Here is an 18725-nt window from a genome sequence, read left to right as displayed (position 1 = left end):
TCGGCAAACCGAAACGCACAGCAAGGGAAACGCGCCATGGACATCCGCAAGATCGATGACCGCCTGTCGGTCGCGCCTCAGATCGCGATCGCGGATCTCGAACGACTGAAACAGGCAGGCTTCCGCGCCGTCATCTGCAACCGGCCCGACGGCGAAGCGCCCGATCAGCCCAGCTTCGAGGAGATGCGTCAGGCCGCCGAGAAGGCCGGGATCGAGATCCGGCATCAGCCGGTCACCTCGGGCAAGGTCACCGACGAGGATGCCCAGGCATTCGCGCGCCTGATGGCGGAACTGCCGGGGCCCGTGCTGGCCTATTGCCGCACGGGCACCCGGTCGGCCACGCTGTGGGCGCTGTCGCAGGCAGGCAAGCGGCCACTGACCGAGATCCTCGCCACCGCCAAGGCCGCGGGCTATGACCTGTCCGCCGTGGCGCGTCGCATCGCCAACAGGGGCCGCACGCCCGAAGACGCCACCGATGCGCACCATGCCGTGGTCATCGTCGGCGGCGGCGCGGCGGGTATTGCCACGGCCGCCAGCCTGAAGAAGCGCAAGCCCGATCTGGATGTCGCGATCATCGAACCGTCCGACGTGCATTATTACCAGCCCGGCTGGACGCTGGTCGGCGGTGGCGTGTTCCGCCCCGAACAGACCGCGCATCTCGAGGCCCGCCTGATCCCCGACGGTGTCAAATGGATCAAGGCCGCCGTCGTGGCCTTCGAACCCGAACGCAATGCCGTCATCCTGGAAGGCTGCCGCGTCGTCACCTATGACCGGCTGGTCGTTTGCCCGGGCCTGAAGCTGGACTGGGGCGCGATCGAGGGGCTGGAAGCCACGCTGGGCAAGAACGGCGTGACCTCGAACTACCGCTATGACCTGGCGCCCTATACATGGGAGCTGGTCCAGGGCCTGAAACGCGGACGCGCCATCTTTACCCAGCCGCCGATGCCGATCAAATGCGCCGGCGCGCCGCAAAAGGCGATGTATCTGTCGGCCGACCACTGGTACCGGACCGGCGTGCTGAAGGATATCGAGGTCAACTTCAACAACGCGGGCGGTGTCCTGTTCGGAGTCAAGGATTACGTGCCCGCGCTGATGGAATACGTGAAGAAGTATGACGCCAGGCTCAACTTCTTCCACAACCTGGTCGCCGTGGACGGCCCCGCGCGCAAGGCGATCTTCGAGGTCAAGGAACCCGAGAAAGAGCCCCGCCGGGTCGAGATGGAATTCGACATGATGCATGTCTGCCCGCCGCAGACGGCGCCCGATTTCATCCGCGTCTCGCCGCTGGCCGATGCCGCGGGCTGGGTCGATGTCGATCAATCCACGCTGCGCCACAAGCGCTTTGACAACATCTGGTCGCTGGGCGACGTGATGAACGCGCCCAATGCCAAGACTGCCGCCGCCGCGCGCAAGCAGGCCCCGGTCGTGGCCGCCAATATCGTTGCCGATATCGAAGGCCGCGCACCCGTGGCCGATTACGACGGTTATGGATCGTGCCCGCTGACGGTCGAACGCGGCAAGATCGTCCTGGCCGAATTCGGCTATGGCGGCGTGCTGAAGCCGTCCTTCCCGAAAGTCCTTCTGGACGGCACGCGGCCCTCGCGCCTGGCCTGGATGCTGAAGGAAAAGATCCTGCCGCCGATCTACTGGCACGCCATGCTGAAGGGCCGCGAATGGCTGGCCGAGCCTGAACCGCACAAGATCGCGGCAGAGTAACTTCCGTCACTCACGGAACCGGGGTGGGCGCGCATTTCACGCCGCCCCACCATGTCCATCGGAGCCCGAACGATGTTCGACCGTCTTGCTCGTTATCTTCCGGTCCTTGACTGGGGCCGGCACTATGACCGGAACGCATTTGCCAACGACATGGTTGCGGCGGTGATCGTGACCATCATGCTGGTGCCGCAATCGCTGGCCTATGCGCTGCTGGCCGGGTTGCCGGCCGAGGCCGGGATCTATGCCTCGATCGCGCCGATCGTCCTGTATGCGATCTTCGGCACCAGCCGGGCGCTGGCCGTGGGGCCGGTTGCGGTCGTGTCGCTGATGACGGCCTCGGCGGTCGGACAGGTCGCCCAGACGGGCACGGCGGGCTATGCCGCGGCGGCGTTGACGCTGGCCTTCCTGTCGGGCGCGTTCCTTCTGGTGCTGGGGATCATGCGCATGGGGTGGGTGGCGAACTTCCTGTCGCATCCGGTGATCGCGGGCTTCATCACCGCCAGCGGCATCCTGATCGCGACCAGCCAGCTCAAGCACATCCTTGGCATTTCTGCCTCGGGGCACAACCTGATCGAAATGGTCGGTTCGCTGCTGGAGCATCTGAACCAGGTCAACCTGCCCACGCTGGTGATCGGTGTGGCCGCAACGGCCTTTCTGTTCTGGGTGCGCAAGGGGTTGAAGCCCCTGCTGATCGAGGCCGGGCTGGGCCCGCGCATGGCCGACATCATTGCCAAGGCCGGCCCCGTCGCCGCCGTCGCGGTGACGACGCTGGTCACCTGGGCGTTGGGGTTGAAGGATGCGGGCGTCAAGATCGTGGGCGAGGTGCCGCAGGGCCTGCCGCCGCTGACGATGCCCGATTTCGCGCCCGACCTGGTGGCACAACTGGCACTGCCCGCGGTACTGATCTCGATCATCGGCTTCGTCGAGTCGATCTCGGTCGCCCAGACGCTGGCCGCGAAAAAGCGCCAGCGCATCGACCCGGACCAGGAGCTGATCGGTCTGGGTGCGGCGAATATCGGCGCGGCCTTCACCGGGGGCTACCCCGTCACGGGCGGGTTTGCCCGTTCGGTCGTCAATTTCGATGCCGGCGCGGAAACACCGGCCGCCGGCGCCTTCACGGCGATGGGGCTGCTTCTGGCCTCGCTGTTCCTGACTCCGCTTCTGTATTTCCTGCCCAAGGCCACGCTGGCGGCCACGATCATCGTCGCCGTGCTCAGCCTTGTGGACCTGTCGATCCTGCGCAAGACCTGGGGCTACAGCCGGGCCGATTTCCTGGCCGTGGCGGCGACGATCCTGGTCACGCTTGGCGCCGGGGTCGAGGCAGGCGTTGCCTCGGGTGTGCTGCTGTCGATCGGGCTGCACCTTTACAAGTCTGCGCGCCCCCATGTGGCCGAGGTCGGCCTTGTTCCCGGCACCCAGCATTTCCGCAACGTGCAGCGCCATCGGGTCGAGACGCGCCCGCACCTGCTGACGCTGCGGGTCGATGAAAGCCTGTTCTTTGTCAATGCCCGGTTTCTCGAGGACATGGTGCTGGAACGCGTGACCGAGGGCTGCCCGATAACCGATGTCGTGCTGATGATGTCGGCGGTGAACGAGGTGGATTATTCCGCGCTCGAGACGCTGGAAGAACTGAACCGCCGCCTGCGCGACATGGGCGTTCGGCTGCACCTGTCCGAGGTCAAGGGCCCGGTCATGGACCGGCTGGAACGCAGCCACCTGATCCGGGATCTGAGCGGACAGGTCTTTCTGTCCCAGTATGATGCGTGGCGCGAACTGTCCGACACTCCGAAGCACCGCGCGGCGGAATAGGGCCGGCATTCGTCGCAGGGCCGCCTTTTATCCCGAAATCCGTCACCGAAGACGCGCCCTTGGCGGCCCGCCTTGTGGGGGCCATTTCTGCACGCGCGCCAGCGGGCGCGCGACCCCGCTGGCCAGTCGGCGTATCCCGCGCGCCGTTCCAACCGACGGCCGGACCGTGGCCGGTCGTCACCGGTTCCGCCGCGTGGGACGGTCCGCTCGGCGTCCGGGCACCACTTGTAAAGCCTGATTAAATCTGTCAGTTACTTTCGCCACCGTTCAGCCATGCAAGGGTCGCGCATGCGAGCGCCTGTCCAGTTTCGTCCGCGCATGAAGGCACAGACCCGCGCCCTGCGCACGCTTGAACCGCTGGCGTTCCGCCCCCTGGACGGGGCGGTGGCCGATGTCTGGTCGGTTCAGGGCGCGACGGGCGGTGGCGGTCATTACATCGCACCGGATCCCCGGATCGTGGTCTTTCTGGATGACGACCCGCCGCCCCTGGCCTTGCATGCCGGATCTCCCGCGGCCGATCCCGTGCGGGCGCGGGCCTTCTTCATGCCGGCCGGCATTCCCTTGTGGAGCCGGATGGAACGCGCCGGGCGCATGACGCATCTGGATGTCCATCTTGATTGTGCCGCCCTTCAACGCAGGCTGGAAGCGGGCCGGGTGCGTGCCGATCTGACGCGGCCACGGATGCTGGAAGCAAGCGCCACGCTTGTCACGCTGGGACGCCTTGCCGCTACCGAGATTCGCGCGCCACGCAGCGGGGCGATGCTGCTGGTGACGGTGGCCAGCGTGACGCGCCGCACCCTGCTGGGCGCGCCCGTTCCGGGGGATTTCGAACTGGTCGAGATCGGCAGCGCGATCGCGATCTTCTGCTTCCTGCCCTGGGCGCAGGCCAGCGGCGCGAATGTCGTGGTCGATTTCTTCACCCAGAGGGCCGGCGCCCGGCTGACCCACCTGCTCGAGGCCATCGGCGATCTTCTCTACCTGCTGATCGCGGCGCTTCTTTTGTGGCGCATGCTGGATGGGGCGGCCGAGATGCGCGAATACGGAGAACAGACGATGGTGCTGCGCATTCCGCTGTGGTGGAGCTTTCCGGTGATCCTGCCCGCCATGGCATTGCTCGTCGCGACCTGCGCGGCCACGATGGCCGGCCATGTGCGAAAGGCGCTGGCATGAGCGGGGTCGCCGCCGGGCTGGGCGGGTTCGCGGTTCTTCTGGTCCTGATGGCGCTGCGCGTGCCGATCGGCGTGGCGATGCTGGCCACGGGGCTGGGCGGCTATGCCGCCTGGACGGGCACGACGCCGCTGGTGGCGTTTCTGAAGACCTCGACCTATTACCAGTTCTCGACCTATTCGCTGTCGGTCATTCCCCTGTTCGTGCTGATGGGCGAATTCGCCACCCGCGCGGGCATGAGCCGGGCGCTGTATCGCACGGCGGCGGCCTTCCTGGGGCACCGGCGTGGCGGGCTTGCGATGGCCTCGATCGGGGGCTGCGCGGCCTTCGGGGCCATCTGCGGATCGTCGCTGGCGACTGCGGCGACGATGGGGCAGGTCGCGCTGCCCGAGATGCGGCGCTATGGCTATAGCGGTGCGCTGTCCACCGGGTCGCTGGCCGCGGGCGGCACGCTGGGCATCCTGATCCCGCCTTCGGTGATCCTGGTTCTGTATGCGCTGATGGCAGAGATGAGCATCGCCAAGATGTTCGTCGCCGCGCTGGTTCCCGGCGTGCTGGCCGCGCTTGGCTACATGGCCGCGGTGGCGATCTTCGTGCGCCGCCGCCCGCAGGACGGCCCGGCGGGGCCGCGCGCGGACTGGCGCGAACGGCTGGCGGCCCTGCGCGAGACCTGGTCGCTGATCGTGATCTTCGTGCTGGTTATCGCCGGCATGTATCGCGGCTGGTTCACGCCGACCGAGGCCGCAGCGGTCGGCGCCTTCGGCACGGGCTGCCTTGCGGTCCTACATGGGGGGATGCGCCTGTCGGGGATCGCGGCCTGCCTGCGCGGCACGGCCGCGACCTCGGCCATGATCTTCCTGATCCTGCTGGGTGCCGAGACCTTCAACGCCTTTCTTGCGCAGACGCGCACGCCGGTCCTTCTGGCCGAGGCGATCGGCGAGGCCGGGCTGCCGCCAATCCTGGTCCTGCTGGCGATGCTGGCATTGTACCTGGTTCTGGGCTGCGTGATGGATTCGATGTCGATGCTGCTTCTGACGGTGCCGATCTTCTATCCGATCGTGGCGGGGCTCGATTTCGGCATGAGCCGCGAGGAGACGCTGATCTGGTTCGGCATCCTGGCCGTCGTCGTAGTCGAGGTCGGGCTGATCACGCCGCCCGTCGGGATGAACGTCTTTGTCATCAACGGGCTGGCGCGCGACGTTCCGATGATCGAAAGCTTCCGTGGCGTGCTGCCCTTCCTGATCAGCGACGGGCTGCGCATTGCCGCGCTGATCGCGTTTCCCGCGATCTCGCTGGGGCTGGTCCGGCTTCTGGGATAGGGCGCGGATCAGGCGCGGGCGGCGGCCACGACCATGTCGGCGACGCGTTCGCGCAGCCGCGCCTGTGCCTGTTCGGTGAACAGCTCGTCGCCGAAATTGGTGCCGAAGGTCGGGCGGTTCGACACGTTGAAGAAGCACAGCGCGCTGATCATCCAGTGCAGCTCGAGCGGCGTGATGTCGGGGCGGATCTCGCCCGTGGCCTGGCCGCGGGTGCAGATGTCGCGGATCCGTTCGATCGCGCTGTCATTGACGCGCGCGATCAGGTCGGAATCGCGCAGATGCCGCGCGGCATGGATGTTCTCGATCATGACCAGCCGGATGAAGGGTTCTGACCTGCGGTGATGGTCGAAGGTGAACTCGACCAGCCGGCGCAGCGCCTGCAGCGGCGGCAGCGCGCCCAGGTTCAGCTCGGCTTCCTCGGCCCGGATCTTGCGATAGGCCTCTTCGAGCACGCGGCGATACAGCGTCTGCTTGTCCTGGAAATAGTAGAAGATCATCCGCTTGGTCGTGCGGGTGCGTTCGGCGATGTCGCTGATGCGCGCGCCGTCCAGCCCGTTGCGGGCGAATTCCTCGGTCGCGGCGCGCAGGATGTCTGCCTGCACCGCGGCAGGGTCCTGTTTCCAGCCGCTTCTGCGGCCGGAGGGCGCGTTCTCCTCCATGGCGTACCTGTCTGCTGGCCGGGCGATCGGCGGTTTCGGACGACAATAATGAACCCGAGGGTTAAAAACAATTGACAGAATTAACCGCATGGTTCATTTGTGGAGCAGGACAGGGGGGAGCATGAGTCGAGATCGCCACATGCCACAGGCCGGCACCCAGGGCCCCGATGCGGGGGGCGATGCCGCGCGGAGTGCGCGCAGTTTCCTGATCGGGCTGATCGGCGCGGGGATCGGACCGTCGCGGACCCCCGCCATGCACGAGGCCGCCGCGCGCGCCCTGGGCGTGTCGCTGAGCTATCGGCGCCTGGATCTGGACCTGTGGCCGGATCGCGCGGGCGCGACGCCCGATCTGGCGCGGCTGCTGGCGCTGGCCGAATGGATGGGCTTTGACGGGCTGAACGTCACCTTTCCCTGCAAGCAGGCCATCGTGCCGTTGCTGGACGACCTGTCGCCGAATGCGCGCGGCCTGGAGGCCGTCAACACCGTCATCCTGCGGGATGGCCGGCGCATGGGGCACAATACCGACATCTGGGGCTTTGCCGAATCGTTCCGCCGGGAATTGTCCGGCGCGCCGCGCGGTCGCGTGCTGCAGCTGGGCGCGGGCGGGGCGGGGGCGGCCACCGGCTATGCGTTGTTGTGCGAGGGCGTGGGCGAGCTCTGCCTCTATGACCCGCGCGCCGACCAGGCGCGTGCTCTGGCCGCGGCGCTTGCGCGCAGCTATGACCCCGCGCGCATCCGCGTGATCGACGAACCCGCCTCGGTGCTGGGCGCCTGCGACGGGGTGGTGAATGCCTCGCCCGTGGGCATGGCCAAGCTGCCCGGCTGTCCCGTCGATCCCGACCGCATTCCGGCCAGCGCCTGGGTCGCCGACGTGATCTATTTTCCGCGCCGCACCGCGCTGATCGAGGCCGCCGCCGCGCGCGGCTGCCGTGTCATGACCGGCGAGTCGATGGCCCTGTGGCAGGCGGTGCGGGCGTTCCGGCTGTTCACGGGACTGGAACCGGATCCGGCCGTCATGCATGCCGCCCTGATGGGCGCGGCGGCTGGCCCGGACACCGGCGCCGAAGGGGCGCCGGGCACGATCATCCACGCAGCACGACAAGGGAGGAAATGATGCGTAGAATGACCCGAACCGCGATGATGGCGCTGGGGGCCCTGGCCCTTGGCCTGGGAATGGCCGAGGCCCAGACGATCCGCTTCGGCCATGTCGATCCGGCCGACTGGACCACGTCGAAGAAGGGCGCGGCGGCCGAGATCTTCCGCATGATCGTCGAGGGCGAAACCGACCTGACGGTCGAGCTGTTCCCCGCCGGGGCGCTTGGCAACGAGAACGAGCTGATCGAACAGGCGCAAGAGGGGCTGACGCAGGTGGTCATGGTCTCGGGCGCGATGAGCCGGGTCTGCAAGGCGGCGCAGGTGCTGGACATCCCATATGTCTTCCCCGACCCGACGGTCGCATGGGAGGTTCTGGACGGCCCGTTCGGCAAGGCGCTGGCCGATCACTGCCTGGCCGAATCCGGGCTGCGCACGCTGGCCTATGGCGAAACGGGCGTGCGCCACTTCACCAACAACGTGCGCGAGATCCGCACCCCCGACGACATGGCCGGGCTGAAGTTCCGCGTGCAGCCGATCCCGCTTTATGTCGAGATGGTCAAGGGGCTGGGCGCCGAACCCACGCCGGTGCCGTGGACCGAGGTTCCCAACGCGCTGGCCACGGGTGTCGTCGATGGCCAGGAAAACCCGATCGGCGTGATCTATGGCAACAACCTGCACCAGATGCAGAAATATCTGACCCTGGACGGCCATGTCTATGCGACCGACTTCCTGGTGATCAACGAGGATTTCTACCAGTCGCTGAGCGAGAAGGACCGCGCCGTCATCCAGCGCGCCGCGCGCATCGCCGGCACGATGGGCCGCGCGATCCAGCAGTTCTCGACCGCCCAGGGTCTTGAGGCCGTGGCCAAGGACGGCATGCAGGTCTATTCGCCGACGGCCGAGGAGCTGGCGCAGTTCCGCGACCGCGCCCAGCCTGCGGTCGTGGAATGGCTGCGCGGCGAGCTGGGCGACCAGGCCAGCTGGATCGACCAGCTGCAAGAGGCCGTGGCCCAGGCCCAGGCCGACTGAGCCGCACGCGACGGACGATCCCCGCGCGGCACCGCTGTCGCGCGGGGCTGATCCCGGACCGGGGCGGCGCGGCCGCTCCGAACCAATCCCTGCATCCCGAGGTTTGCCCATGCTGGACCGGTTGCATCGCATGCTGAGCGCGCTTTTCGCCCTTGGAGCGGGCGCGTCGATGGCGGGCCTGTTCCTGATCATCCTTCTGAACGCGCTGCGGCGCTACTTCCTGGGCCGGTCGTGGTCCTGGGGGGAACAATTGCCGGTCTTCATCGCGATCTATGGCGTGATGTTCGGCGTGGCGCTGGCCTGTCTTCAGGATCGCCACATCTCGTTCGCCGTTCTGCGTGACCTGCTGGGCGAGCGGCTGCGCCGGGCCCTGGCGATCGTTTCGGAACTGGTGATAGCGCTGTGCGGCGCGATGCTGGTGCGATCGGCGCTGTTGCTGATCGACAGCCGCGGCGCGCGCGAGGCCTCGGGGATCGTGGGCGCCGCCAAGTCGCTGGCCCGTCAGACCGGCCAGGACTGGATCGCCGCCCTTGGCACGCAGGCGCCGTGGCAATTCGCGCTGGTCATCGGCGGGGTCGCCATCGCGCTAGCCGGCGCGCTGCAGGCCGCGCGGCGCATCCGCGACTTCGGGGCGGAGGTCTGATCATGGCGTGGTTCCTGTTCCTGGCCGCACTGGTCATCGGCGCCCCTATCGCCTTTTCCATCCTGCTTGCGCTGTTCTGGTTCATGGACGCGGCGGGCCTGCCCTATCACCCTCGCATCGTCGCCGCCGAGATCTTTCGCGGGCTGGCCTCGTTCCCCCTGCTGGCGATCCCGCTCTTCGTGCTGGCCGGAGAGGTGATGAACGCCACCGGCATCACCCAGCGGATCATCGCCTTCGCGATGGTGCTGGTCGGGCGGCTGCGCGCGGGGCTTGCGCTGGTCAACATCTGGGCCAGCGTGATCTTCGCCGGCCTGTCGGGTTCGGCGGTTGCCGATACCTCGGCGATCGGTCGCGTCTTCATCCCCGAGATGGAGCGTGCCGGTTATCCGCGCGACTTCGCGGCGGCGCTGACGGCGGCCAGTTCGGTGATCGGACCGATCATCCCGCCGTCGATCCCGGTGATCATCTATGCGCTGACGGTCACCGGCGTGTCGGTGCCCGCCCTGTTTCTGGGCGGGGTCGGGCCGGGCATCCTGCTGGCGATCGCGCTGTCGGCCTATGTGATGGTGCGCATCCGGCATATCCGGCCCGGTCCCGCGACCGACCGGCTGGCGGTCGAGGCGCTGCCCTCGGCGCGGGGCGCGATCCTTGGCGGGCTTCTGCCGCTGATGATGCCGGTCTTCGTGGTCGGGTCAATCGTGCTGGGGGTCGTGACCCCGACCGAGGCCGCGGCGCTGGCGGTGTTCTACGCGCTGATCCTGGGCGGTCTGGTCTATCGCGAGCTGCGGCTGGCCGATCTTCCCCGCATCCTGGCGGAATCGATGCGCGACAGTGCCGTCATCCTGATCATCATCGCCGCCGTGTCGGCCGCGAACTGGGTCCTGACCTACAACCGCGTGCCGAACATGCTGACCGACTGGGCGCTGTCCAGCATCGACGGGCCGACCACCTTCCTGTGGGGCGTGGTCGTGCTGTTCCTGCTGGTCGGTCTGTTCCTGGAAGGCATCGCGGCGATGCTGGTGCTGGTGCCCATCCTGCATCCGATCGCGGTGTCGCTGGGCATCGATCCGACGCATTTCGGCATCGTCGTCATCTTCAACCTGATGATCGGCCTGATCACGCCGCCGCTGGGGCTGTGCCTGTTCGTGGCCGAGGCGGTGGCCAATGTCGGGCTGGGGGCGCTGGTGCGCCGGATCCTGCCCTTCTTCCTGGTCGAGGTCGCCGTGCTGATCGTCATCACCTTCGTGCCGCAGACCGTGACCTGGCTGCCGCGCCTGTTCGGGTTCTGATCGCCATGACTGCCAACGCACATATCCCCGTGGACGTTCTGATCGAGGACGAATTCCTGCGCGACGGCCTGCAGAACGAGGCGCGCCTGTTCACGCTGGAGGAGAAGGTCGAATTCGCCCAGGCGCTGGCCCGGGCCGGGCTGCGGCGCATCCAGATCGGATCCTTCGTCCATCCCGGCCGGGTGCCGCAGATGGCCGATACCGATGCGCTGGCGCGCCGGCTGGAGCGGCTGGAGGGCGTGACCTGGACCGCGCTTGTGCTGAACGCGACGGGGCTCGACCGCGCGCTGGCCGCCGGTCTGCCGCATCTGTCGATCTCGGTCTCCGCGTCGGAAAGCCATTCGCGGCGCAATGCGAATCGCGGCGTCGAAGAGGGTGTCCGGCGCATCCTGCCGGTGATCGAGCGGGCGCGCGCGACGGGTGTCCGGGTGCGCGCGGGCATCCAGTGCGCGCTTGGCTGCGCCTTCGAGGGGTATATCCCGCCCGATCGCGTGATCGCCATCGCCCGCAGTTTCGCCGCGCTTGATGTCGAAGAGATCAACATCGCCGACACGGCCGGGCTGGCCAATCCGGTCCAGGTGGAATCGCTGTGCCGCGCCCTGGCCGAAGAGCTGGGCCCGAAGGTCGCGCTGTCGCTGCACCTGCATGACACGCGGGGACTGGGGATCGCCAACCTTGTGGCCGGGCTGCGCGCGGGCGTGCGGATCTTCGATGCCGCGCTTGGCGGGCTGGGCGGCTGTCCCTTCGTGCCCGATGCCACCGGCAACATCGCCACCGAGGACGCGGTCTTTGCGCTTGAGGAGATGGGCTGGCGCACCGGGATCGACTGGCAGGCGCTGCGGCCGCTGGTCGGGCGCGCCGAATCCCTGCTGGGTCGCGGCCTGCCGGGGCGGATAGCGCATGTTCCCGTCCCGCCCTGGGCACGCCCGGGCGATGTGTCCGAGCCGGACCCCGGAAAAGGCAGAGAGGCCGCGCGATGAGCCATGCCTATTCTCTGTCCTACCTGACCGTGCCGGGTGTCACGCCGCCCGAGCAGGTCTGGCTGGCCCAGCGGGCCGGCTATGACATGGTCAGTTTCCGCCTGTTCCACCTGGGCGTGCCGGGAGAACCCGACATCAACCCCACCGATCCGGCCATCGTCCGCCAGACGCGCCGAGCGCTGGACGAGACGGGGCTGCAATGCCTGGACATCGAGCTGATGCGGATCATGCGCGGCCTCGACCCGCGCGATTTCCTGCCCGCCTTCGAGGCCGGCGCCGAGCTGGGCGCGCGTCATGTCATCTGCTCGGCCTGGACGGATGTGCGCAACGACCGAAAGTTCATCGTCGAGACCTTTGGCCGGATCTGCGATCTGGCGCGGCCCTACGGGCTGACCGTCAACCTGGAATTTCCCGCATTCTCGCGCCTGACCACGCTGGAAGAGGTGATGGACGTGCTGGAACGCGCCGGGCGGCCGAACCAGGGCGTGCTGGTCGATACGCTGTACATGCATTTCAACCGCGCTCCGCTTCTGGCGCTGGAACGCGTGCCGCCGGAATGGATCCATTTCCTGCATGTCTGCGACGCCGAGGACATGGCCTTCACGCGCGACGACATGATCCGCATCGCGCGCGATGCGCGCCTGTATCCCGGCGAAGGCGCGATCGATTTCTGGGCGGTCAACTACCTGTTTCCCGACCTGCCCCTGTCCATCGAGCTGCCCAATGCCGCGCGGCTGCGCGAACTGGGCGCCGAGGAACATGCCCGCCGCTGTCTGCAGGCCGCCCGTGCGGTCTTTGACAGCCCCGAAGATGCCAAACGCGACCGGTCCTGAAGGCCCGGTCACTGAAACGGAGAGAGAGATGGCCCGAGAGATCACCCCCGAGGAAATCGCCACCGTCGACAAGATGATTGCGCGCGCCCGCGCGGCGATGGACCAGATCGCCGACTGGGACCAGGACCAGGTCGATCGCCTGGCCCGCGCCATCGGCTGGCATTGCGGCAACGAACGGACCTTCGTGCGCATCGCCCGGATGGGCGTGGACGAAAGCGGCATCGGCGACCGCGAGGGCCGCGGCGCCAAGCGGTTCAAGATCCACGGCGTCCTGCGCGACGCGCTGCGCCAGAAATCGGTCGGCATCATCGAGGAAGACCCCGAAAAGGGCCTGACCAAGATCGCCAAGCCCGCGGGCGTCATCGCCAGCCTGATCCCCACCACCAATCCCGAGCTGACGCCCCCGGTCACCGGGATCTATGCCGCCAAGTGCAAGGACGCGGTGATCTTCTCGCCCCATCCGCGCGCCAAGGCGACCACCAACGAGATGGTCGAGGTCATGCGCCATGCCTGCCGCCTGGTCGGCGCGCCCGAGGACCTGTTCCAGTGCGTGCGCCAGCCCTCGATCCCGATGACGCAATACCTGATGGCGCAATGCGACCTGACCATGGCCACGGGCGGCAAGCCGATGGTGCAGGCGGCCTATTCCTCGGGCAAGCCGGCCTATGGGGTGGGCGCGGGCAATTCCACCATGGTCATCGACGAGGATGCCGACATCGCCGAGGCGGCGCGCAATTCGCGCATTTCCAAGACGTCGGATTACGGGTCGGGATGTTCGGCCGATGGCAACCTGCTGATCCACGAACGCATCTATGACGCGATGCGCGACGCGCTGATCGCCGAGGGCGGCTATCTGTGCAACGCGCAGGAAAAGGCCCTGCTGGAGCGGGCTTTGTGGAAGGAGGATGGCAGCCGCCGGGTCGAGACCGTCGCCATCTCGGCCCAGAGGATCGCCGAATTCGCGGGGTTCTCGATCCCCGATGATCGCCTGTTCCTGATGGTCGAGCAGGAAGAGATCGGCCGGCAGCACAAGTTCTCGGGCGAAAAGCTGTGCGTGGTGATGGCGCTGTTCCGCTTCCGCGACTTCGACGATGCGATGGCCAAGGTCCGCGCCATATTCGAGGTCGGCGGCAAGGGCCATTCCTGTGGCATCTACAGCTTCAACGAGGATCACATCATCCGCCACGCGATGAATGCGCCGGTCAGCCGAGTCATGGTGCGCCAGCCGCAATCCAAGGCCAATGCGGGCAGCTTCACCAACGGGATGCCGATGACCAGTTCGCTGGGCTGCGGCATCTGGGGCGGCAACATCACCAACGAGAACATCCATCTGAAGCATTACATGAACGTCACCTGGGTGGCGCGCCCGATCCCCGAAGACCGACCCTCGGAAGAGGAACTGTTCGGCGAGTTCTACAACACGGAGGTTCTGTGATGACCGCTCCCGCCCCCCTGATCGCGCGCCAGCAGGGCGACGCGCCCACCATCGCCGAACAGCTGGTCGCCTGGCTCGAGGCGCGTGGCGTGCGCCATGTCTTCGGCCTGTGCGGCCATACCAATATCGCCGTCCTGTCGGCGATGGCGGATTCGGGCCTGCATTTCGTCAATGTCCGGCACGAACAGATCGCGGCCCATGCCGCGGACGGCTATGCCCGAGTGACGGGCCGTGCCTCGGTCCTGCTCAGCCACCTGTCGCCGGGCCTGACCAATGCCGCGACCGGCGTGGCCAATGCGGCGCTGGACTGCATTCCGATGGTGGTGATCGCGGGCGACGTGCCCAGCTACTATTACGGCAAGCATCCCCACCAGGAGGTCAACCTGCACGCGGATGCCAGCCAGTGGGAGATCTACCGCCCCTTCGTCAAGCGCGCCTGGCGGGTCGATACGCCCGAGCTGTTTCCCGAGATCATGGAAAAGGCTTTCCTTCTGGCCGAATCCGGCCAGCCCGGACCGGTTCTGGTCAACGTGCCGATGGATTTCTTCTCGGCGCGGATCGACCCCGAATTGTGGCGCCGTGCGGGGGCGGGCGCGCGCGGGCTGGTTCCGCCCGGCCTGGACGAGGAGACCGCGCGCCAGATCGTCACGACGCTGGCCAGGGCCGAACGCCCCGTCATCCATGTCGGCGGCGGCGTCGCGCTGGCACGCGCCCATGACGAGCTGTGCGCCTTTGTCGATCACATGCAGATCCCGGTCAGCCATTCCCTGATGGGCAAGGGCGCGCTGGCCGACGACCATCCGCTGGTCCTGGGCATGACGGGGTTCTGGGGCCGGGCCTTCACCAACGAACAGACGCGCAATGCCGACTGGATCCTGGCACTTGGCACGCGCTTCAAGGAGGCCGACTGTTCGAGCTGGTATCCCGAATACACCTTCGACATCCCCGGCCGCACGCGCCTGATCCAGATCGATATCGAGCCGCAGGAGATCGGACGAAACTATCCCGTCGAGATCGGGGCCATCGCCGATCTGCGCGCCGCTCTGCGCGTTCTGAACCGGGTCGCGCGCGAGATCCTGCCCGAGGGCCGCGCGCCCGATGGCCGGGCCGAGCGCATCGCGGCCGAGCGGGCCGCCTTTGCCGCCGCCAACCGCGAGATGCGCGGCTCTGACGCCTTTCCGATGATGCCCGAACGGATCCTTGCCGATCTGCGCGCCGAGATGCCCGCCGATGCGATCCTGACATCGGATGTGGGCTGGAACAAGAATGGCGTGGCCCAGCAGTTCGACATCCTGACGCCCGGGTCGATCCTGATCCCCGGCGGTTTCGCCACGATGGGCTTTGGCCCGGCCGCCGCGCTTGGCGCCCGCATCGCGGCGCCCGATCGCGTGGTCATCAGCCTGGTCGGCGATGGCGGGTTCGGTCAGAACCCGTCGGTCCTGGCCAGCGCCGTGGCCGAAGGCGCGCCGGTCATCTGGGTCGTGATGAACAACAATGCCTATGGCACGATCGCCGGTCTGCAGAAGGCCAATTACGGGCTAACCCACGGCACCACCTTTCCGCGTGCCGAAAGTCCCGATGCCCAGGTCCCGGATTATGCGGCGATCGCGCGGGCCTATGGCGCGCGGGGCGTGCGCATCGGCTCGGCGGCCGAGTTCCGCCCGGCCCTGCGCGAGGCGATCGCCAGCGGCCAGCCGACGGTGATCGACGTGCCGATGGTCAACACCCCCACGCCGACTTCGGGGCACTGGAACATCCTGGACATCTACTCGCCCCAGGGTGGGGCGGGGCATGTCGTCACCGACTGAGCCGGGGAGCCAAGACCGCCATGCGCCTGTCCATTTCCACCCTCTCTGCGCCCGACCTGCTGGAATCCAAGCTGGCGGCCTTTGCCGCGGCGGGCTTCGAAGGGGTCGAGATCTCGGAAGAGGACATGGCCGTGCAGGGCGTGACCCCGGCCGAGCTGGGCCGCATGGTGCGCGACCGGGGATTGTCGGTCACGCTGTTCCATGCCGCCGTCGATCTGGAGGGCCTGCCCGAACCCGCGCGCGGCAGGGCCTTCGACCGGCTGGAGCGGCGCATGGACGTGATGCAGGAGCTGGGCGCCGAGCTGTTGCTGATCGGCGCGGCGGGCGCGTCCGAGGCGCAGGGCGGGATCGACCGGATGGCCGCTGATCTCGCGGCGCTGGCCGAGCGGGCCGCGTCGCGCGGGTTGCGTGTCGGGTTCGAACCCCGCGTCCAGGCGCGCCATGTCGCCGATTACCGCGACGGCTGGGAGATCGTGCGGCGGGCGGATCACCCGGCCCTGGGCCTGGTCCTGGATTCCTTCCACGTCCTTGCGCGCGGCACCCCGGTCGATCCGATCCGCTCGATCCCGGCCGAGCGGATCTTCCACGTCCAGCTGGCCGATGCGCCCGCGGTGGCGATGGACCTGTCTTTCAAGGCTCGGCATTTCCGCCTGATGCCGGGCGAGGGCGAGCTGGATCTCGTGGGCTTCGTGCGGGCCGTGGCCGCGACGGGCTATGCCGGGACCTGGGGGCTGGACCTGCGGCACGACAGGTCGCGCCCGGGCAGCCGCGCGCTTGCCGCCGAGGGGCGCCGCGCGATGATCGCGCTGGCCGATGCGGCCCGCCGGGCCGAGCCGGGGCTGGATCCCGGCCTGCGCGACTTTCCCGCGCCCGCGCCGCTGCATGGGGTCGAATTCGTCGAATTCGCCGCGGGTGGCGAGGATGCCGCCGCGCTGGGGCAGATGCTGACGCAGCTGGGTTTCGCGCGCCGGGCGCGGCACATGCGGCGCGAGGTCGATCTGTGGCGACAGGACGGCATCAACATCGTCGTGAATTCCGAACGGTCGGGCTATGCCCATTCGGCTTGGGTGCTGCACGGCGCCTCGGTCTGCGATCTGGGCCTGTGGGTCGGGGATGCCGAGGCCGCAGCCGAGCGCGCCGAGGCGCTTGGCGTGCGGCGCTTCGTCCAGCCCCGGCACGAGGACGAATTGCAGATCCCGGCCGTGCGCGGCGTGGGCGGATCGGTGCTGCATCTGCTGGACCGGGGCGCGACGCTGGGCGCGGTCTGGGATCGCGAATTCCGGCCGGTTGGGGCGGAAGAGGGCGCCGCGGCCAGCCCGGTCGGCCTGACCGGCATCGATCACCTGGCGCAGGTCTGCCGGGCCGAAGAGCTGCCCGGCTGGGTTCAGTTCCATGCGACGATCTTCGATCTGGCCAAGGTCGCCGATACGGGCGTCGCCGATCCCGGCGGGCTGGTGCGCTCGGTCGCGCTGCAATCGCCGGACGGTTCCTTCCGTCTGACGATGAACGGGGTGGACACGCATCGCACCTTTGCCGGTCGCTTCCTGTCGGAATCCTATGGTGCGCCGGTCCAGCATGTCGCCTTTGCCTGTGCCGACCTGTTCGCGACGGCCCGCGCGCTGGATCGCAACGGCTTTGCCAGCCTGCCGATTCCGGCGCCCTATTACCAGGACCTGGCCGCCGATTTCGGTCTTTCGTCCGATTTCGTGGACGCGCTGCGGCGCTGGAACATCCTGTATGACCGCGATCCGCGCGGGGGCGAGTTCCTGCAGCTGTATTCGCGGCCGCACGGAGATGGATTCTTCTTCGAGATCGTCGAGCGCCGCGGCGGCTATGACGGATACGGGGCGCGCAACGCCCCGTGGCGGACGGCCGCGCTGCGCCGCGTGCGGTCAGGGTGAACCGCCACGGCGCGGCGGGGCCAGCCGGTCGGACAGGATGGCAACGGCCCGCGCGCAGAGCGGCGAGGGATCGCGGTCCTTCAGCCGCAGGATGTGATAGGGGGTCAGCACGATCTGCGGATCCAGCCGCAGTGTGGTCAATCCCTGCGTGGCCAGATGCGACAGCAGCGCCGCCACTTCGCGCGTGACCGGGGCGATGGCGTCCGAGTCAGCCAGGATCGCCATGGTCAGCAGAAGCGATGCCGTGTCGATCGTGTCGTCGGGCGGCGGCAGGCCACGATGGGCAAAGGCCTGTTCGATCGCGACCCGGATCGGCATGCCGGTGCGTTGCAGGACCCAGGGAAAGCGGCGCAGCTCGGCCAGGGGCGCGGGGCCGGGATGGCGCGCCAGCGGGTGATCGGCCCGCAGCAGTAGCTCGACCTCTTCGACACGGCCCGAAAGGATCTCGAATTGGCGCGGGTCCATGGAATCCGGGACGCGGCCCAGCACCAGGTCGTAATCGCCCCGGATCAGCCCCTCGACCAGCTCGATGCTGGGGGCGACGTCGATGCCGATGCGCGCGCCCGGCGCCTCGGCCTTGAGCCGGCGCAGGGCGGGCACGACATGGGCGACCGCCGGTCCGGTCACGGTCCCGATATCCAGCCGCCCGGCGCGCCCCGACAGATGTGCCGCGATCTCCTCTTCGGCCTGGTCCAGCCGGTGCACCACCGCCAGGGCATGCGCGGTGACGACGCGGCCGGCCTGGGTGGGCACCATGCCGCGGGCAAGGCGCTGGAAGATCGGCAGGCCGATCTGGCGTTCGGCCTCGGCCAGCATCCGCGAGGCGGCGGGCTGGCTGACGGCCAGCCTATCGGCGGCCAGGCCCAGCTGGCCCAGATCGGCGATCGCCGCGATCAGGCGCAGGTGGCGCAACGAAAGATGTCGAAAGCCCGTGGTCATGAGCGCGACATATCATGTTTGTTATATCGGACGCCATGATATTCAATTGTATGGTATGCGTTTGCGGCGCAAAACGGGAGGCGGGACCGGCGCCGCCGCGGGA

15 protein-coding genes are annotated in these 18725 nt (G+C 68.0%); 13 read left to right on the top strand and 2 right to left on the bottom strand.

Features of this window, described 5'->3' with window-relative positions; translation table 11 throughout:
* Nucleotides 1-36: 36 nt before the first annotated feature.
* The 4 genes from LV82_RS08160 (at nucleotide 37) to LV82_RS08145 (ending at nucleotide 6011) form a co-directional block, all read left to right on the top strand.
* Nucleotides 37-1716 (top strand): bifunctional protein tyrosine phosphatase family protein/NAD(P)/FAD-dependent oxidoreductase, encoded by a 1680-nt coding sequence (locus LV82_RS08160; RefSeq protein WP_104070666.1) that lies wholly within the window; start codon nucleotides 37-39, stop codon nucleotides 1714-1716.
* Nucleotides 1717-1788: 72 nt separating this feature from the next.
* A complete protein-coding gene (locus LV82_RS08155) occupies nucleotides 1789-3525 on the top strand; it encodes a SulP family inorganic anion transporter (protein ID WP_104070665.1) in 1737 nt (578 codons plus the stop codon).
* Nucleotides 3526-3813: 288 nt separating this feature from the next.
* Nucleotides 3814-4695: a TRAP transporter small permease gene (locus LV82_RS15130; RefSeq protein ID WP_245873120.1), complete on the top strand. Its 882-nt coding sequence runs from the start codon at nucleotides 3814-3816 to the stop codon at nucleotides 4693-4695.
* Nucleotides 4692-6011: a TRAP transporter large permease gene (locus tag LV82_RS08145; protein WP_104070663.1), complete on the top strand. Its 1320-nt coding sequence runs from the start codon at nucleotides 4692-4694 to the stop codon at nucleotides 6009-6011. Before LV82_RS15130 ends, LV82_RS08145 begins: the two co-directional genes overlap by 4 nt.
* Before the next feature lie 8 nt (nucleotides 6012-6019).
* On the opposite strand, the gene LV82_RS08140 is transcribed toward LV82_RS08145, so the two are convergent.
* Nucleotides 6020-6613, bottom strand: coding sequence for a TetR/AcrR family transcriptional regulator (locus LV82_RS08140; RefSeq protein WP_245873119.1), 594 nt, complete (start codon nucleotides 6611-6613; stop codon nucleotides 6020-6022).
* 178 nt (nucleotides 6614-6791) lie between these two features.
* Here LV82_RS08140 and LV82_RS08135 point away from each other — a divergent pair, with 178 nt between their 5' ends.
* The 9 genes from LV82_RS08135 to LV82_RS08095 all read left to right on the top strand — a co-directional run bounded on the left by LV82_RS08135 (nucleotide 6792) and on the right by LV82_RS08095 (nucleotide 17683).
* Nucleotides 6792-7784 (top strand): shikimate dehydrogenase, encoded by a 993-nt coding sequence (locus LV82_RS08135; RefSeq protein WP_245873118.1) that lies wholly within the window; start codon nucleotides 6792-6794, stop codon nucleotides 7782-7784.
* Between the two features lie 8 nt (nucleotides 7785-7792).
* On the top strand, nucleotides 7793-8794 hold the full coding sequence (locus LV82_RS08130) for a DctP family TRAP transporter solute-binding subunit (RefSeq protein ID WP_245873117.1): 1002 nt from the start codon (nucleotides 7793-7795) through the stop codon (nucleotides 8792-8794).
* 109 nt (nucleotides 8795-8903) lie between these two features.
* Nucleotides 8904-9437, top strand: coding sequence for a TRAP transporter small permease (locus LV82_RS08125; protein WP_211289182.1), 534 nt, complete (start codon nucleotides 8904-8906; stop codon nucleotides 9435-9437).
* A gap of 2 nt (nucleotides 9438-9439) precedes the next feature.
* Nucleotides 9440-10726: a TRAP transporter large permease gene (locus tag LV82_RS08120; RefSeq protein ID WP_104070657.1), complete on the top strand. Its 1287-nt coding sequence runs from the start codon at nucleotides 9440-9442 to the stop codon at nucleotides 10724-10726.
* A gap of 5 nt (nucleotides 10727-10731) precedes the next feature.
* Nucleotides 10732-11706: a hydroxymethylglutaryl-CoA lyase gene (locus LV82_RS08115; protein WP_104070655.1), complete on the top strand. Its 975-nt coding sequence runs from the start codon at nucleotides 10732-10734 to the stop codon at nucleotides 11704-11706.
* Nucleotides 11703-12539 carry a sugar phosphate isomerase/epimerase family protein gene (locus LV82_RS08110; RefSeq protein ID WP_104070653.1) on the top strand — a complete coding sequence of 279 codons (837 nt, stop codon included), beginning with the start codon at nucleotides 11703-11705 and terminating at the stop codon, nucleotides 12537-12539. Before LV82_RS08115 ends, LV82_RS08110 begins: the two co-directional genes overlap by 4 nt.
* 28 nt (nucleotides 12540-12567) lie before the next feature.
* Nucleotides 12568-13974, top strand: coding sequence for an aldehyde dehydrogenase family protein (locus LV82_RS08105; RefSeq protein WP_104070651.1), 1407 nt, complete (start codon nucleotides 12568-12570; stop codon nucleotides 13972-13974).
* Nucleotides 13974-15782, top strand: a complete 1809-nt coding sequence (locus tag LV82_RS08100) for a thiamine pyrophosphate-binding protein (protein ID WP_104070649.1) — start codon at nucleotides 13974-13976, stop codon at nucleotides 15780-15782. Before LV82_RS08105 ends, LV82_RS08100 begins: the two co-directional genes overlap by 1 nt.
* A gap of 20 nt (nucleotides 15783-15802) precedes the next feature.
* Nucleotides 15803-17683, top strand: coding sequence for a bifunctional sugar phosphate isomerase/epimerase/4-hydroxyphenylpyruvate dioxygenase family protein (locus LV82_RS08095; RefSeq protein WP_104070647.1), 1881 nt, complete (start codon nucleotides 15803-15805; stop codon nucleotides 17681-17683).
* Here the strand turns inward: LV82_RS08095 and LV82_RS08090 are convergent.
* Nucleotides 17675-18622, bottom strand: a complete 948-nt coding sequence (locus LV82_RS08090) for a LysR family transcriptional regulator (RefSeq protein ID WP_104070645.1) — start codon at nucleotides 18620-18622, stop codon at nucleotides 17675-17677. The two genes, LV82_RS08095 and LV82_RS08090, sit on opposite strands and share 9 nt — an antisense overlap.
* Between the last annotated feature and the right edge of the window lie 103 nt (nucleotides 18623-18725).

The sequence above is a fragment of the Albidovulum inexpectatum genome, from assembly GCF_002927635.1.
GTDB lineage: Bacteria > Pseudomonadota > Alphaproteobacteria > Rhodobacterales > Rhodobacteraceae > Albidovulum > Albidovulum inexpectatum.
Note: the sequence above shows the minus strand (reverse complement) of the source record. Positions and strands in the feature narration are given on the sequence as shown.

Bases quoted from the DNA above. Each gene is read 5' to 3' on its own strand.
- LV82_RS08160 (WP_104070666.1), top strand. From the start codon at position 37: ATGGACATCCGCAAGATCGATGACCGCCTGTCGGTCGCGCCTCAGATC.
- LV82_RS08155 (WP_104070665.1), top strand. From the start codon at position 1,789: ATGTTCGACCGTCTTGCTCGTTATCTTCCGGTCCTTGACTGGGGCCGG.
- LV82_RS15130 (WP_245873120.1), top strand. From the start codon at position 3,814: ATGCGAGCGCCTGTCCAGTTTCGTCCGCGCATGAAGGCACAGACCCGC.
- LV82_RS08145 (WP_104070663.1), top strand. From the start codon at position 4,692: ATGAGCGGGGTCGCCGCCGGGCTGGGCGGGTTCGCGGTTCTTCTGGTC.
- LV82_RS08135 (WP_245873118.1), top strand. From the start codon at position 6,792: ATGAGTCGAGATCGCCACATGCCACAGGCCGGCACCCAGGGCCCCGAT.
- LV82_RS08130 (WP_245873117.1), top strand. From the start codon at position 7,793: ATGACCCGAACCGCGATGATGGCGCTGGGGGCCCTGGCCCTTGGCCTG.
- LV82_RS08125 (WP_211289182.1), top strand. From the start codon at position 8,904: ATGCTGGACCGGTTGCATCGCATGCTGAGCGCGCTTTTCGCCCTTGGA.
- LV82_RS08120 (WP_104070657.1), top strand. From the start codon at position 9,440: ATGGCGTGGTTCCTGTTCCTGGCCGCACTGGTCATCGGCGCCCCTATC.
- LV82_RS08115 (WP_104070655.1), top strand. From the start codon at position 10,732: ATGACTGCCAACGCACATATCCCCGTGGACGTTCTGATCGAGGACGAA.
- LV82_RS08110 (WP_104070653.1), top strand. From the start codon at position 11,703: ATGAGCCATGCCTATTCTCTGTCCTACCTGACCGTGCCGGGTGTCACG.
- LV82_RS08105 (WP_104070651.1), top strand. From the start codon at position 12,568: ATGGCCCGAGAGATCACCCCCGAGGAAATCGCCACCGTCGACAAGATG.
- LV82_RS08100 (WP_104070649.1), top strand. From the start codon at position 13,974: ATGACCGCTCCCGCCCCCCTGATCGCGCGCCAGCAGGGCGACGCGCCC.
- LV82_RS08095 (WP_104070647.1), top strand. From the start codon at position 15,803: ATGCGCCTGTCCATTTCCACCCTCTCTGCGCCCGACCTGCTGGAATCC.
- LV82_RS08090 (WP_104070645.1), bottom strand. From the start codon at position 18,622: ATGACCACGGGCTTTCGACATCTTTCGTTGCGCCACCTGCGCCTGATC.